14 protein-coding genes, 1 tRNA gene and 1 pseudogene are annotated in these 13,522 nt (G+C 66.9%); 3 read left to right on the top strand and 13 right to left on the bottom strand.

All coding sequences use genetic code 11. The features are described from left to right. Positions 1 to 35: 35 nt before the first annotated feature. The 4 genes from WEB52_15960 to WEB52_15945 form a co-directional block, all read right to left on the bottom strand. Positions 36 to 1,157, bottom strand: a complete 1,122-nt coding sequence (locus tag WEB52_15960) for an NAD(P)/FAD-dependent oxidoreductase (GenBank protein MEX2227928.1) — start codon at positions 1,155 to 1,157, stop codon at positions 36 to 38. A gap of 138 nt (positions 1,158 to 1,295) precedes the next feature. Next, a tRNA-Thr gene (locus WEB52_15955) sits at positions 1,296 to 1,370 on the bottom strand. Between the two features lie 43 nt (positions 1,371 to 1,413). Beyond that, on the bottom strand, positions 1,414 to 2,766 hold the full coding sequence (locus tag WEB52_15950) for an adenylate/guanylate cyclase domain-containing protein (GenBank protein ID MEX2227927.1): 1,353 nt from the start codon (positions 2,764 to 2,766) through the stop codon (positions 1,414 to 1,416). A 7-nt stretch (positions 2,767 to 2,773) separates the two neighbouring features. Further along, positions 2,774 to 4,066 (bottom strand): adenylate/guanylate cyclase domain-containing protein, encoded by a 1,293-nt coding sequence (locus WEB52_15945; GenBank protein MEX2227926.1) that lies wholly within the window; start codon positions 4,064 to 4,066, stop codon positions 2,774 to 2,776. 177 nt (positions 4,067 to 4,243) lie between these two features. Here WEB52_15945 and WEB52_15940 point away from each other — a divergent pair. From WEB52_15940 to WEB52_15930, 3 genes and pseudogenes are all read left to right on the top strand, one after another. Then, positions 4,244 to 4,444, top strand: a pseudogene (locus WEB52_15940) (dodecin family protein). 314 nt (positions 4,445 to 4,758) lie between these two features. After that, positions 4,759 to 5,610, top strand: coding sequence for an SDR family NAD(P)-dependent oxidoreductase (locus tag WEB52_15935; GenBank protein ID MEX2227925.1), 852 nt, complete (start codon positions 4,759 to 4,761; stop codon positions 5,608 to 5,610). Positions 5,611 to 5,751: 141 nt separating this feature from the next. Next, entirely contained in the window at positions 5,752 to 6,228 is a 477-nt protein-coding gene (locus WEB52_15930; GenBank protein ID MEX2227924.1) for a VOC family protein, read from the top strand. A 58-nt stretch (positions 6,229 to 6,286) separates the two neighbouring features. Here WEB52_15930 and WEB52_15925 read toward each other — a convergent pair whose 3' ends face one another. From WEB52_15925 to WEB52_15885, 9 genes are all read right to left on the bottom strand, one after another. Then, positions 6,287 to 7,801 carry an acyl-CoA carboxylase subunit beta gene (locus WEB52_15925; protein ID MEX2227923.1) on the bottom strand — a complete coding sequence of 505 codons (1,515 nt, stop codon included), beginning with the start codon at positions 7,799 to 7,801 and terminating at the stop codon, positions 6,287 to 6,289. Between the two features lie 203 nt (positions 7,802 to 8,004). Further along, positions 8,005 to 8,877: an aminoglycoside 6-adenylyltransferase gene (locus tag WEB52_15920; GenBank protein ID MEX2227922.1), complete on the bottom strand. Its 873-nt coding sequence runs from the start codon at positions 8,875 to 8,877 to the stop codon at positions 8,005 to 8,007. 51 nt (positions 8,878 to 8,928) lie between these two features. Next, positions 8,929 to 9,402, bottom strand: a complete 474-nt coding sequence (locus WEB52_15915; GenBank protein MEX2227921.1) for a pyridoxamine 5'-phosphate oxidase family protein — start codon at positions 9,400 to 9,402, stop codon at positions 8,929 to 8,931. Between the two features lie 12 nt (positions 9,403 to 9,414). Beyond that, positions 9,415 to 10,518, bottom strand: a complete 1,104-nt coding sequence (locus tag WEB52_15910; GenBank protein MEX2227920.1) for an NAD(P)/FAD-dependent oxidoreductase — start codon at positions 10,516 to 10,518, stop codon at positions 9,415 to 9,417. A 153-nt stretch (positions 10,519 to 10,671) separates the two neighbouring features. Beyond that, positions 10,672 to 11,571 (bottom strand): DUF4097 family beta strand repeat-containing protein, encoded by a 900-nt coding sequence (locus tag WEB52_15905; GenBank protein ID MEX2227919.1) that lies wholly within the window; start codon positions 11,569 to 11,571, stop codon positions 10,672 to 10,674. Between the two features lie 8 nt (positions 11,572 to 11,579). Further along, on the bottom strand, positions 11,580 to 11,987 hold the full coding sequence (locus tag WEB52_15900; GenBank protein ID MEX2227918.1) for a thioredoxin family protein: 408 nt from the start codon (positions 11,985 to 11,987) through the stop codon (positions 11,580 to 11,582). A 2-nt stretch (positions 11,988 to 11,989) separates the two neighbouring features. Next, a complete protein-coding gene (locus tag WEB52_15895) occupies positions 11,990 to 12,373 on the bottom strand; it encodes a hypothetical protein (GenBank protein MEX2227917.1) in 384 nt (127 codons plus the stop codon). A 12-nt stretch (positions 12,374 to 12,385) separates the two neighbouring features. Then, a complete protein-coding gene (locus WEB52_15890; GenBank protein MEX2227916.1) occupies positions 12,386 to 12,586 on the bottom strand; it encodes a hypothetical protein in 201 nt (66 codons plus the stop codon). A gap of 57 nt (positions 12,587 to 12,643) precedes the next feature. Continuing rightward, positions 12,644 to 13,177 (bottom strand): hypothetical protein, encoded by a 534-nt coding sequence (locus WEB52_15885; protein MEX2227915.1) that lies wholly within the window; start codon positions 13,175 to 13,177, stop codon positions 12,644 to 12,646. Between the last annotated feature and the right edge of the window lie 345 nt (positions 13,178 to 13,522).

Below are 13,522 nucleotides of genomic sequence, written 5' to 3'. Positions count from 1 at the left end.
ATTCGGCTGCCTGTTTGCACTCCCCTCGTCCGCGGTCACAGGAGCGATGCCACCTTCCGCGCGATCGCAGGCGCCGCCGTCATGCCCGGCGACTCGATGCCACCCAGGTGTACGTAGCCGCCGTCGCGCCAGATCAGGAAGTCGGCCTGCGGTCCGCCGGCTGCCTGCAGCTTCGGGCGGTAGCCTACCTGTCCGGGCTCGAGGTCGTCTGCCTCGAGGAACGGCAGATAGCGTTGCGCGGCGGCGAGAAATTCGCCGCGGCGTACGTCGTCGGCGCGATAGTCGAGCGGCGCGCCGTCGTCGAGCCACTCCGTGTCGGGGCCGAGGTGCACGCCGCCGTCGACGTCGATCGTCACGTGTACGCCGAGGCCGCCCTTCGCGTGCTCGGGCACGGGGTAGACGAGGTGCCGCGCCAGCCGCGCCTTCGCCGGCGTCACGATGTCGTAGTAGCGGCCCTTGTTCACCGTCTGCCGCATCACCGGCGTCGCGTCCGTGCCGTCGAGCGGGTAGCCGAGCATCGATGCGATCGCCGGCGCGCCGAGGCCGCCGCTGTTCACGAGCGCGTCGCTCGTGATCGACGTCTCCTCGCCGTCCGGGCCGCGCATCGCGATCGTGAAGCCACCGTTCGCGCGGGCGATCGACAGCACCTCGTGCTTGAGCGCGATCCAACCGTCGCGCCGCTCGACCTCCCGCGCGTACGACGCCATGAGCGCGGACTGGTCGACGACGCCCGTGCTGCCCGAAAACAGCCCGGCGACGCATCGCACGTGGGGCTCGATCTCGCGCAGCTCCGCCTCATCGCGCACGACGCGCATCTCCGGCACGCCGTTCTCGCTCGCACGCTGCGCGACGTCGTCGAGCGCGTCGAGTTCGGTGGCGTCGACGGCGATGATCAGCTTTCCGAGCCGGTGCGCCCGCACCGAATGCGCGGCGCACCATTCGTAGATCAGCGCGTTGCCTTCGAGGCAGAGGGTGTGCTTGAGCGAGCCCGTCGGATAGTAGATGCCGGCATGGATGACGCCGCTGTTGTGCGACGACGTCTCGAAGCCGAAGCCGGCATGCCGCTCGATGACGGCGACCTGCCGCTTGCGTGCGAGTTCGGCGGCGACTGCCAGCCCGACGACGCCGCCGCCGATGACGGCAACCTCAACGTCCATTGGGCCATGCTATCGGAGGCTGGAGGCTGGAGGCTGGAGGCTGGAGGCTGGAGGCTGGAGGCTGGAGGGGCAAGACAACTGCCGCAGCTGGGACGCGAACGGCCCGCGAGGTCGCGGACCGTCGTTGGGATGTCGGCCTGGAGCCGGCGGTCAGATTCGAACTGACGGCCTGCTGTTTACGAAACAGCTGCTCTACCACTGAGCTACGCCGGCACGAAGGCGCCTCGCATCGCGAGGCGAGGGTAGTATAGCGAAGTCACTCCGCCGCCCGCACCGCGAACACGCGCACCGGATCCGCGATGCCCTTGAGCGCATGCTCGCCGCGATCCTCGAACATCACGCCGGACGACGTGCGCGCGAGGTCGCGCACCGTCGCCGAGACCAGGATGCCGCCGGGCTCGCAGAGTCCGCAAATGCGCGCCGCGACGTTGACGACGCCGCCGTAGAAGTTGCCGTTTTCCTCGGTCACGTCGCCGGCGTGTACGCCGACGTGTAACCGCAGGTCGCTCCGCTCGCTGACATCGACGCAGTCCGACGCCGCCTCGAGCGCGCGTACCGCCGACGAAAACACCGCCATGACGCCATCGCCCAGTACCTTCCCTTCGACGGTCGTGCCGCCGCGCGCGGTGATGGCGTCGCGCATCGCCTCGTCGAGCGCGCGCGCCTGCTCGCGAAACGCAGCATCGCCGAGCCGCTCCGTCAGTCCGGTGCTGTCGACGATATCGGTGAACAGCACGGTCCGAAGGCCGGGGCCGGTCTGCCGCCCGCCATCGCCTGTGGGCGCCGGACCCGGCGCCGGTGCATCACCGAGAAAAGCGGCGACCGCATCGGAGACCAGCCGTGCCGCCCCGTCGCCGAGCCAGCTCGTACCGACATCGAAGAGCACGAGGCGCGCGCCCGGGATGCCGGACGCGATGCGCTGACCGAGTGCCGCCGTGAAGAGTTGCGTCTGCCGCTGTTGCATCACGAGCGTCGGGGCGCGCACGCGCGCGAGTGATGCGGTGACGTCGCTCGTTGCGAACGCTTGTCGCAGCAGGCGCGCCGCCACAGATCCATCGGCCGACTCACGGATGACGTTCGAGACGTCCACGTTGAGGCCAGCGTAGTCGAGACGCCCCGAAAGATCCGTGAGCGCTTGCGCCGCTGCTTGCCAGTTCGTCTCCGCCAGTTGTGCGAAGGCCTGCGTCGCCGCGTCGCTCATCACATCGGCTGGACGTGCGAATGTCGAGTACAGGAGGAGCGCAGTTACGCGGTCCGGGTGCAGCGCCGCATAATCAATCGCACGGGGGCCGCTGACGCCGCTGCCGAAGATGGCGAAACGTTCAATCTTTGACGCATCGATCACCGCGTCAAGGTCGCGCAGCAGGCCGCCGTGGCTGAAATCGTCGACGTCGCGCTGCGAAAGCCCGGTACCGCGCGCGTCGAAGCGCACGAGCGTGCGGCGGTACCCGAGGCCTCGCATCATGTCTTCGTGCGGCGCGAGCAGGTGGGTCAGCGAAAGCGACTCGACGAAGAACGGGCAGGCGACGATCGCCGGGCCCTCGCCCTCGACGCTGTAGGCGATGCGGATGCCGTCCTCTGTCGTGCAGTAGCGGATTTCGCGTTCCATGCGGCAATTATCCGCGATCGGGCAGGACGGCAAACACCCGCACCGGATCGGCGATGCCCTTTAGCGTGTGTTCGCCGCGGTCCTCGAACCTCACGTTGGACGACGTGCGCGCCAGGTCGCGCACCGTCTGCGACACGAGGATCTCGCCGGGTTCGCACAGCCCGCAGATGCGCGAGGCGATGTTCACGGCGCCGCCGTAGACATTCGTCCCCTCGCCGATCACGTCGCCGGCGTGGATGCCGACGTGCATCGGCAGGTCCTGGCCGAGCGCCACGCACGCTCGGGCAGCGGCGATCGCCTGCGCGGCCGATGTGAACACGCCCATGACACCATCGCCGATCACCTTGCCATCGATGGGCGTGCCACCGTGCGCGCGGACGGCCGCGCGGACGCCATCTTCGACGATGCGTGACGCCGCACGAAACGCCGCGTCTCCCATGCGTTCTGTGAGGGCCGTGGAGTCGGCGATATCGGTGAAGAGGATGACGGCGATCCCTCCATCCCGCGCCACGCTGACGGGTGTCGTGTCATTGAGGCCCATGAAGTCGAAGACGGCGTCGACGATCGCTTCGTGGTCGGGATACGGAGTGGGGGGATGCCCGGGCACAAACCGCAGCTGGCCATGTGACAGGTGCGCAGCAAGGCGCATCGCATGTTGATGTGGCACGCTTTCCCGATGGATGATCAGCACCGGAATCGTGACGCGGGGTAGCAGCGCATCGAAGTCTGGTTTCCGCCAGTCCATGCGCCGCGCGGACATTTCCGGGGTCGTCGTGTCCTTGTACGCCTTCCCCATCGCGCGCTGCAGAGAGACCGGACCGTCCGGAAACAGGCGGCTTGCCCACAGGCGCCAGAAGTACGACCAGTCGCGAAGCGCGGCTTTGGCCATCTCCTTGTTCGGGTTCGACTCGATGAGCGGTGACCACAGGATCAGGCTTCGCGACCGCTGCTCTTCACCGAGCACATAGGTGAGACAGACGTGCGTCGCGATGTCGGCGAACAACGTGAACTCCCGCAGTCCCGCTGCATCCGCGACAGCTGCGATGTCGCGCGCTTCCGCTTCCGGCGATAGATCGTCGACCTCGCGCTGCGATGCGCCGGTGCCACGCCGATCGAACATGACCAGGCCTGTGCGGCTGGCAAGCGCGTCGAAGTACGCCCGTGCTTCGGGGATGGGGAACTGCGTGTCGATGCTGAGTACGGGCGTGTTCGCGTAGAGCAGCGGTGGGCCGCTGCCGTACGTGGCGTACGCGATCCGGGTGCCGTCGGCGCTCGTGCAGAAGCGGAACTGCGGATCCATGACCGACAGTATCGGCGATCCGCAGGCCACGGAACCACGATTCGAAAAAACGCCGAACTCGAACGGCCCTGGGCGTCCGACGCCAGCGAGGATGGTTCGTGCTCCACCGCTTGCCCGCCTGTGATACGATCGCTCTCCCCAAACCCGCAGGTGCGGCACGCACACATGGAGGCACCGATGTCGGTAGCACGAGTCACCGAGATCACGTCCCAGTCTGCCCGCAGTTTTGAAGACGCCGTCAGGCAAGGGATCCGGCGCGCAAACGAGACGTTACGCAACGTCTCCGGCGCATGGATCAAGGAGCAGCAGGTCGTCGTCGAGGGCGGGCGCATCACCGGTTACCGCGTGAATCTGCTGGTGACGTTCATCCTCGAAGACGCGCCGCGCGGCCGCGCGGCAAAGAGCGCGCTCGCCGCCGCGGCGCCGGCGACGCGGGCGCCCGCGAAGAAGGCCGCCGCGAAGAAGACGGCACGCAAGCGCACGACGCGCAAGCGGGCGCGGCGGTAGTCAGCGGTTCCCGGCGCATCGGCACTTAGCCGTTCGCGGTTCCTTTGGAGCGCGCTTCAGGGTTGCCTTACATGCGGCGGACCGCGCCCGAAGACATGCGCGCCCGCCACAGTCTGCGCGCGCATTGTTCCCCTTCGCGCCCGTCGATACCTTGACGGCCTCTCCGAGGCCGAAAGGACAGCGCGATGAAAGACTTCAAAGACAAGACGGCCGTCGTCACCGGCGCTGCCAGCGGCATCGGGCGCGGGCTCGCCGACAAGTTCGCCGCCGAAGGCATGCGCGTCGTCCTTGCCGATGTCGAACAGACGGAGCTTGAGCAAGCCGCCCGCGAAATGACCGACGCAGGCGCCACGGTGCTCGCCGTCCGCACCGACGTGTCGAACGAAGCTGACCTGCACGAACTCGCGCGGCGCACAACGGAACGATTCGGCGGCGTGCAGATCCTCTGCAATAACGCAGGGGTGGGCGGTGGCGGTCCGCTGCCTTCGTGGAGCACGGAACAGCAGGATTGGGACTGGGTGCTTGGCGTCAACCTCTGGGGCGTGATATACGGCGTGCGCGCCTTCGTGCCGCTGATGCTGGAGCGCGGCGAGGAAGCGCACATCGTCAATACGGCCTCCGTCGCCGGTTTGATCGCGGGCGCCGGCGGTCCCGCGTACACGGTCAGCAAGTTCGGCGTCGTCGCCTACTCGGAGACGCTGCATCACGAGCTTGCGTTCGCATCGGGCGGCAAGATCAAGGTCTCGGTGCTCTGCCCGGCGCTCACGAACACGCGCATCATCGAGTCAGGCCGCAATCATCCCGCCGGCCCGCGCCCCGAACCGGCGGAAGGCACACCCGAGCGTGCGATGGTCGACATGATCAGCGGCATCTTCGCGGGCGGCATGGCGCCGTCGGAAGTGGCGCAGCAGGTCTTCAAGGCGATTCGCGACGAGCGCTTCTACGTGCTCACGCATCCCGAACACAACGACGTGTTGCGCGCACGCCTGGACGCCATTCTCTCTGGCGACCCGCCGCCGACGCTCATGCCGGGGTAGCCGACGCGCCTTACGAACTGACCGATCTCCCCTGACACTCTACGTCAGTTGAATGCGGTTTCTTTACGCCGATCCGCTGGCGCCACCTTGCAGTGCCTGTGCTACGATCCTAATTCACCACGAACTCAAGGAGGCATAACCGTGGCAGTGAAGCCCATCCCCGACGAATACAACACCATCACCCCCTATCTCTACTTCGATGGCGCGACGAAGGCCATCGACTGGTACAAGCAGGCGTTCGGCGCGAAGGAGCGTATGCGCATGCCCGGCCCTGGCGGCACGATCGGCCACGCCGAACTCGAAATCGGTGACTCGATCATCATGATGTCGGACATGGCCGAGCAGTCGCCGAAAAAACTGGGTCACGTGACGTCATCGTTCGTGCTCTACGTGAAGGACGTCGACAGCGCTTTCAAGAAGGCGATCGATGCCGGCGCGAAGGAACTGCAACCGCTGGAGGACAAGTTCTACGGCGACCGCATGGGCACGCTCGCCGATCCTTTCGGTCACGAGTGGTCGCTCGGCACGCACGTGGAAGACGTCAGTCCGGCGGAGATGCAGAAGCGCTCGCAGGCCGCGATGGCGCAGATGGCCGGCGGTTCGGAGCGCTCCGCGTAACGTCGGCCGACAGCAACGTCGGGGTGCGGACGCGATCGCGTCCGCACTCTTGTCTTGTCTAGAGCGGGACGTTGCCGTGCTTCTTCGCGGGCATGGTGTCCGTCTTCGAGCGCAGCATGCGCAGCGACTCGATGACGGCTCGCCGCGTGTCGCGCGGGTCGATGACATCGTCCACGTAGCCGCGCGCCGCCACGATGTACGGGTTCGCAAAGCGCTCGCTGTACTCCGCGACGAGTTGCGCGCGTTCCGCCGCCGGGTCGGCGGCCTCCTGCAGGCGCGCGCGGTAGAGGATGCTCACCGCCGGGTCGGGTCCGACAACGGCGACCTCTGCCTGCGGCCACGCCAGGTTCACATCCGCGCGGAGGTGCTTCGAGCCCAGCGCGTCGTACGCGCCGCCGAAGGCCTTGCGCAGGATCACGGTCACCTTCGGCACCGTCGCCTCCGCGTACGCGTACACCAGCTTCGCGCCGTGCGTGATGATGCCGCCGTACTCCTGCGCCGTCCCCGGCCGGTACGCCGATGTATCGACCAGCGTCAGCACCGGCACGTTGAACGCGTCGCAGCAGCGTACGAATCGCGCCGCCTTGCGCGCCGAATCGATGTCCAGCGACCCGGCAAGGTTGTTCGGCTGATTCGCCACGACGCCGATCGGTTGCCCGGCCATCCGCGCGAAACCCGTGACGAGGTTCATCGCGAAGAGCGACTGTACTTCCATGAAGTCGCCGTCATCGACGATGCGGTCGATGACCTCGCGCACGTCGTAGCTCTTGGTGCTTTCGGCCGGGACGATCTGCAGCAGGTCGTCGGCGCGGGCATGGGGATCATCGGCGGATTCGCGAGTGGGCGGTGGCTCCATGCTGTTCGAAGGCAGAAACGAGAGCAGGCGCCGTACCTCCAGCAGCGCATCCTCGTCACGGTCGAGCACGAAGTGGCAGGCGCCGCTATGCTGGGCATGGGACATGGCGCCGCCCAGCTCGTCGTGCGTGAGGTCTTCGCCGGTCACCGATCGGATGACTTCCGGGCCGGTGACGAACATCTGCGCCGTGCCGCTCGTCATGAAGACAAAGTCGCTGAGTCCCGGCGCATAGGCTGCGCGGCCCACGCACGGCCCCAGCACGACGGCGATCTGCGGCACCGCGCCCGAAGCTAGCGCCATGCGCATGAGCACGTCGCCCCACGCGCCCAGCGAAGCAATGCCTTCCTGCAGCCGCGCGCCGCCCGTGTCGTACAGGCCGATCACGGGGGCGCCGGTCTTTATCGCCAGGTCGAGCACCTTCGCGATCTTCTCGCTCATCGCTTCAGATAAAGACCCGCCGAAGATCGTGAAGTCCTGTGAGAACACGAACACCACACGTCCGTCGATGCTGCCGTAGCCGGTGACGACCGCGTCGCCCAGGTAGTGGCGCTCGGCGAGCCCGAACTCCTCAGCGCGGTGAACGACGAGCTGATCGATCTCCTCGAACGTGCCGGCATCGAGCAGGATGTCGATGCGTTCGCGCGCGGTGAGCTTTCCGCGTTCGTGCTGGGCTTCGTTCCGGCGCGCGCCGCCGCCGAGCCGCGCCTGGTCCTTCATGCGGAGCAACTGCTCGAGCCGCCCGTCGCTGTCGGTTATCGAGGACTGTGTGATGGGATCGCTCCTCTGAAGGCCGCATCATGCGATCAGCGGCGATAGTTGAAGTGGCTACGACCATCGTCGAGCGATGCGTTGCGAGGAGCAATGGTACGTTCGCACCATCTGCGCCGCGTGAACGTCGGGGCGCGCTGCAATAGACGTAGCTAGTGCGGCATCGTCCGCAGCCGCTGCCAGTACGCGACCACTCCGGCGTCCATCTTGTGCGGATACCGATAACCGAGGCCCGCAGCGACTTCCAGCGCGACGCGCCGGAACACCGCGCCCGTCCGAAACAGCGCCTCCCAGTTCTCGTCCGCGTCGGCGCCGACGAATGTCGCCTCGACCTCGGCCCAGATGTCCGGCGGCAGCCGCCGCTTCAGGTGCCGCCCCACGACGCCCGGCCGCACCGACCAGTCGTGCGCGATCTCGACGTGCCACTCCAACATGCGGCGCATCACATCGAGCTTCATGACGCACTCGAGGTTGTACTTCCACGCGAACAACTCATCGCGCCAGATGTTCTTCGCGACGTACGTGGACTCCCACCAGAACTCCTCGACGACCGCGAGATACTCGGCTTCCGTGGGCTTCGACGGGATGTGCGCGCGGTACGTCGCCGGCTTGAGGCCGTCGGCGAGGCCGTCCTTGTCCAGCAGGACGCGATAGCCGACGTCGAGCAGGTTTGGCAACCGCGGTTGCTGCTTGATGCGGTCGAGAAGCGCGGCCTCCATGAGGAGGTGGTCGACCTTCGTACCGTCCTCGTACACAACGAGCCGCGTGATGCCGTCGTAGCCCTGGTCGTTCCACTCGCTGCGGAAGCGCACCAGCGGCGCGCCGTACCACGCCAGCCACGACTCATCGCGCCGAAGCGGCTCGATGGTCGTCACGACCAGCAGCAGGTCATAGTCAGACAGCGCGTCGACGGGCGCATCCGGCGCGGCGCGTGAACTCTCGAGGATCAGCGCGCGGACGTGCTCGTTGCCGGACGCCCACGCGACCGCGCGGCGCAGGACGGGATCGCTCTCTTCTTCGACCATCGTTCGAGTATAGATGCGGCTCCGGTCAGGCGACGGCCGTCAGGCGAGCGATTACTTCTTCGCGCGCCAGACGATCGATGCCTGGCCCGGCGGCAGCAGCGCTGACAACTCGATGCGCCACGGCGTCAGCTTGAGCACGCCGAACTCGCCGCCGTTCGGGCCGCCGCTCCACGGTGGGATGATCGCGGGGTCGTAGCCCAGCGGCGGCGGCGTGCTCTTATAGAGGTCCCAAATGCGCTGCTTCGCTGAGGGGTCGTCGACCCACTCGGCCTTGCAGTCCGCGTAGATCTGTTGGTGCTGCTGGTCCCAGTAGGACAGCGAGACGTGCGCGTTCTTCGCCAGGTGCTTGGCCTTGTGCGAGTTGCGGCTGGTGCCGATCCAGCCCGTCGAGCCTTCCCAGATCGGATGCAAGATGCGCGTGCGCGGCCGGCCCTTGAGGTCAACCGTCGCCACCGTACACCAGACGATGCGCGCGACCCGCGCATTGAATTCGTCAGCGATCTCGTCGAATGATGCGGTTTCCATGCGCCTCCTCGCTCAGTCGCCCTGCGCTTGCGCCGCCTCGATCGCTGCCACCATTTCGGGCGGCGGCGTGCCCGAAGCGAGGGCGATGGTGAATTCGTACATCGGCTTCGCGATCTCGTTCCGCTGCTGTTCGTACGCGGCGAGCGCATCGTCCATCGCCGCGCGGCCGCTCAGGCCTTCGTCGAGCGCGGTCGAAAGCAGTTCGGCGTCGCGGAATGCGTCGTTGATGCCGAGACCGGTGATGGGGTCGCGATGATATCCCGCGTCCCCGACGAGCGCCCATCCCGGGCCATACGGCTTGCGGAAGAAGTTGGGGACGTCGGCGGTGCCCTCCCAGCGCTCTTCGCGCTTGCCGGCCCTCACGCGCTCGTGCATAGCTGGCGAGATGGCCTCCATGTAGCGCATGAAGTTGCCTTCGATGTCGCTGCGGAACTCTTCGAACATCTCGTTCGACTGGCCGACGGCGATGCAGTCGAGGCCGTCGTTGGTGGGGAAGGCCAGGATGCCGCCGTTCTCGCCGATGTGCAGTTCTGCGCCTTCGAGGTTCGTGCCGGAAAAGTAACTGTAGTACGCGCACGAGAGCGAGGGGTGCTCGTCGTAGGCCGGCGCATCGACGATCTTCGCCACGCGTGAGTGCATGCCATCGGCGCCGACGACGACGGTCGCGCGTTCTTCGAAGACTTCGCCGTCCTTCGTGCGCGCCCGCACGCCGATCACGCGATCACCTTCGATGAGCAGATCCTGCAGCGTCACGCCCTCGCGCACCTCGGCGCCGGCTTCGCGCGCTGCATCGACCAGGAGTTTGTCGAGCACGGTGCGTCGCGGACAGTAGGCCCTCTCGACGGGAGCGCCGGGAATCTCCGGCGGCGTCAAGCCGAAGCCGTTCATGAAAAACGTGATCTTCTCGATGGGCCGGCAACCGGCGGCGTCCATCTTCTCGATCAGGCCCCACTTCCGCAGTCTCGCGACGCCTTCGACCTGGATGTAGTGCGTCGAGAGAATGTCGCTCGGAAACGTCGAGCGGTCGATAACCAGGATGCGGTGGCCTTTTTGCGCGAGCAGCATGGCCGTCGGCGATCCGGCGCACCGCGCGCCGACCACGATCACGTCGTACATGTGGTACCTCCTTCAGTGGGCCCCCCGGCATCATATGACGCGCAGTGGCGCGGCCGACAGGTGCCGATCGGATGAGCATTTCGTACCGGGAATCGCCTCCGTTTTCGCGAGAGGGCTGGACGCGCTCGCACAATCCGCGTGCCGTCATCGTCTTCAATCGAGCTTCGAAAGGCGGATCGAGCCGGCGCGCGTGCGCAGCCGCACCTTCGGACCGCCGCCCTCAGGCCCCGCCCCGTTGCGACGCGGCGGCAGGTCCGAACGCACGCTTCCGCCGCCGCTTTCCGCATCGACGAAGAACGGAAACTCCGTATCCACGGAAAGCTGAATGGAGCCGGCCAGCGCCTCGAACTCGGCGTCGGCCACGATCTTGCCGCGATAGCGCGTGCTGCCCGCACGGGACTTGACGCTCATGCGACCGCGCACGTTATCGATGTTGACGCTGCCGCTGCGCGAGCCAACCTTCAGGTCGCCTTCGACGTCATTCACTTCGACGCTGCCGCTGCGGGCATCGATCGTGACGCCACCCTGGACGTGATTGACGGCGACCTTGCCGCTGCGCGCATCGGCCGTCACCTCCCCGCGCACCCGCTCGATGAGCAGGCTGCCGCTCTTCGAGATCGCGGTGACGTCGCCCGTGATGTCGTCGACGCCGACTTTCCCGGACATCGCCTCGGTGTGGACCACGCCCTCGACGTGCGTGATCTGCACCGATCCGCTCTTTGAGAGCACGCGCACCGCCGAATGCAGCGGCACGCGCACGTGATAGTCGACGCGCGAGCCCTGTCCGAACAGCACCGCCCAGCCTTCGCGCTTCGGGAGCGCCGGCATGCGCACGATCACGCGGTGCGCGTCTTGCTCCATCGCCTGCTCGACCAGCGCGGCGGCATCGTCGGCCTCGACGGAGAGGTCCGTCCAGACGCGCACCACCGCGTCGATGACGACGCGGTCGGTCTCACGGCCTTCGACGATCACCGTGCCGGAGCGGCTTTCCAGGTGCAGGACCGCCTTCTCTCCCGTCTTGAATTCGCGGTTGATCGTGCGCACATGCTCCATGGGTCAGCTCATAATCCCGCGGTGAATCCCCAGAGTCGGGCGGTGAAGTCATTCCACTTCGCGCGCGCTTGGGGCGGCTCCTCGAGCCGCACGACATCCGGGTCGAGCGCCCGGCGCAGTGCGCTTGCGAGTTCCCGCCGTGAATGCGGCCCGACGATGCGTGCCACCTCCTCCGCCCCCTGCAGGACCACGAAGGTCGGCAGCAGGGTGATCCGAAAGCGCCGCCGCAGATCGGGATAGGCATCGATGTCGACGGCACGTACCGGCAGGCGCCCCACCGGCAGTTCGACGCCGCCCGCGCGCGAGGCGATCGGCCGCTGACGGCAGCGCGATGACGTGAACTCGACGACGAGCGGCACGCCCGCGACGGGAATCTGCGATTCGCTGGTGAAGGCGCGCTCCGGCGCGATGTTCATCGTCATCGCCAGTCATCCCCGTCCCAGTCCACCGCCCAGCCGGCGCGTCTGCGATGGCGTGCGTGCCAGCGCCGGCCGCGAAAATCGTCGTGTCCACCATCGAGCGTCAGGAGCCTCGGCATGAAGGCAGCGACGCCGGTGACCGCCGAAAGTGCGATCAGCCAATCCTTGTTCGCATCGACAGCGCCCGCCAGCAGCATGACCGCAAGCACGAACGATGCCATGCGGACATCCAGCACCGGCCGCGGCATCAGGCCGGACCACGGGCGCAGCAGTCTGAAGGCGGAGATGCCCGTCACCACGACGAGCGTAATCAGCCAGCCACGCGTCGGGTCGATGTTGCCCGCAAGCAGCAGGAGCGCCAGGACGAATGCAAGTATGCGCACCGCGACCCCCTTCTATCGTGCGAGCGCTTCGCGCACGCCGGCGTCGTGGTCGAGCGTCATGCCCAGGCGCACGAGCGCCGATGCGACCGCGCGGCGCACGCCTTCGTGCCGGTGCATCTCGTCCAATGCGGCGATCGTGTGCGGACTAATGTGCTCGAGTTGACGTTGCCGCTGCTCGATCATGATCTCGTCGATCTGTTGGCTGTGCATCATGGCTTCCTCTCCGTTTCGCGGACCTTCGCTCCGCGCTGTTCCCACCGGGATCGATGGCTAATCCTCGTCGCCGCCAACCCATCCGCTAAACCGCGATCCCCGCCGCCCGGGACGATCCTCATCGCGTCGGTGATGGCTCGTATCATGCCCCCACGATGGCGGCGGCCCTGACTCTGACGCTCGCAACGCGCGCGCCAGCGCCTTCACGAACCAGGAGTTCGCCGAAGTGCCGCCTCGCTGCGCTGCCTGCGTCGCGAGATCCTTCAGCTCTGCGGGGATGCGGATGGTGATTTTTTCGATGTCGCCTTCGAGCGATGCCCAGCGCGCGTCATCGCCGTCGCCGTGCTTCTCCTCGACCTCGAGCGCGAGGCCTCCCGGGCGGTACGTCAGGCGGATGCGGAAGTGCTCGCGCACCTGCTCATCGATCGACTGGACGATCTGGGACATCAGGTCGTTGACCGCGCGCTCGAGCGGCACGCGGGCGGTTTCGATGTAGGTCTCGAGGTGGCGGCGGCGCTCCTCGTTGTCGATCAGCCCGAGGGGCTGCTTGAGGGCGTCGAAGAGGGCTTCGGTGCGAAGTTCGGTGGCCATGGCGCCTCCGCGCAGCTAGTAGCCATCGGTAAGATGGCGTTATGATGGCACTATGCTGGCAGTCTGTCAAGAGGGATCCTCGCCCAGGTTGACAATATTTTTCGGCGCGTAAGCGGCGTGCTAGGCCCAAATCGGGAACCTGGGGGAAGTGCGAGAATTGGAGAATCCGCCTCGAGCCCCGAAGCTGAGCTGCGTGAAGCGCCATCCCTTCGTGATGCGCCGTACAGGCGGCGATTAACGCTCGCGCAACCGGAAATCATCTACTGTTGGGTGTGCGACCCCTGCACGCCACGGACGGCGCGGAGCGGATGTATGACACGAGGCACGGGGCATCGCACCGTCCGT

Source organism: Dehalococcoidia bacterium (genome assembly GCA_040902535.1).
GTDB lineage: Bacteria > Chloroflexota > Dehalococcoidia > DSTF01 > JACRBR01 > JBBDXD01.
The sequence above is the reverse complement of the archived record's forward strand: the minus strand, read 5'-3'. Positions and strand labels throughout refer to the sequence as shown.

Bases quoted from the DNA above. Each gene is read 5' to 3' on its own strand.
- WEB52_15910 (MEX2227920.1), bottom strand. From the start codon at position 10,518: ATGTACGACGTGATCGTGGTCGGCGCGCGGTGCGCCGGATCGCCGACG.
- WEB52_15890 (MEX2227916.1), bottom strand. From the start codon at position 12,586: ATGATGCACAGCCAACAGATCGACGAGATCATGATCGAGCAGCGGCAA.
- WEB52_15915 (MEX2227921.1), bottom strand. From the start codon at position 9,402: ATGGAAACCGCATCATTCGACGAGATCGCTGACGAATTCAATGCGCGG.
- WEB52_15920 (MEX2227922.1), bottom strand. From the start codon at position 8,877: ATGGTCGAAGAAGAGAGCGATCCCGTCCTGCGCCGCGCGGTCGCGTGG.
- WEB52_15925 (MEX2227923.1), bottom strand. From the start codon at position 7,801: ATGAAGGACCAGGCGCGGCTCGGCGGCGGCGCGCGCCGGAACGAAGCC.
- WEB52_15885 (MEX2227915.1), bottom strand. From the start codon at position 13,177: ATGGCCACCGAACTTCGCACCGAAGCCCTCTTCGACGCCCTCAAGCAG.
- WEB52_15950 (MEX2227927.1), bottom strand. From the start codon at position 2,766: ATGGAACGCGAAATCCGCTACTGCACGACAGAGGACGGCATCCGCATC.
- WEB52_15905 (MEX2227919.1), bottom strand. From the start codon at position 11,571: ATGGAGCATGTGCGCACGATCAACCGCGAATTCAAGACGGGAGAGAAG.
- WEB52_15900 (MEX2227918.1), bottom strand. From the start codon at position 11,987: ATGAACATCGCGCCGGAGCGCGCCTTCACCAGCGAATCGCAGATTCCC.
- WEB52_15945 (MEX2227926.1), bottom strand. From the start codon at position 4,066: ATGGATCCGCAGTTCCGCTTCTGCACGAGCGCCGACGGCACCCGGATC.
- WEB52_15960 (MEX2227928.1), bottom strand. From the start codon at position 1,157: ATGGACGTTGAGGTTGCCGTCATCGGCGGCGGCGTCGTCGGGCTGGCA.
- WEB52_15935 (MEX2227925.1), top strand. From the start codon at position 4,759: ATGAAAGACTTCAAAGACAAGACGGCCGTCGTCACCGGCGCTGCCAGC.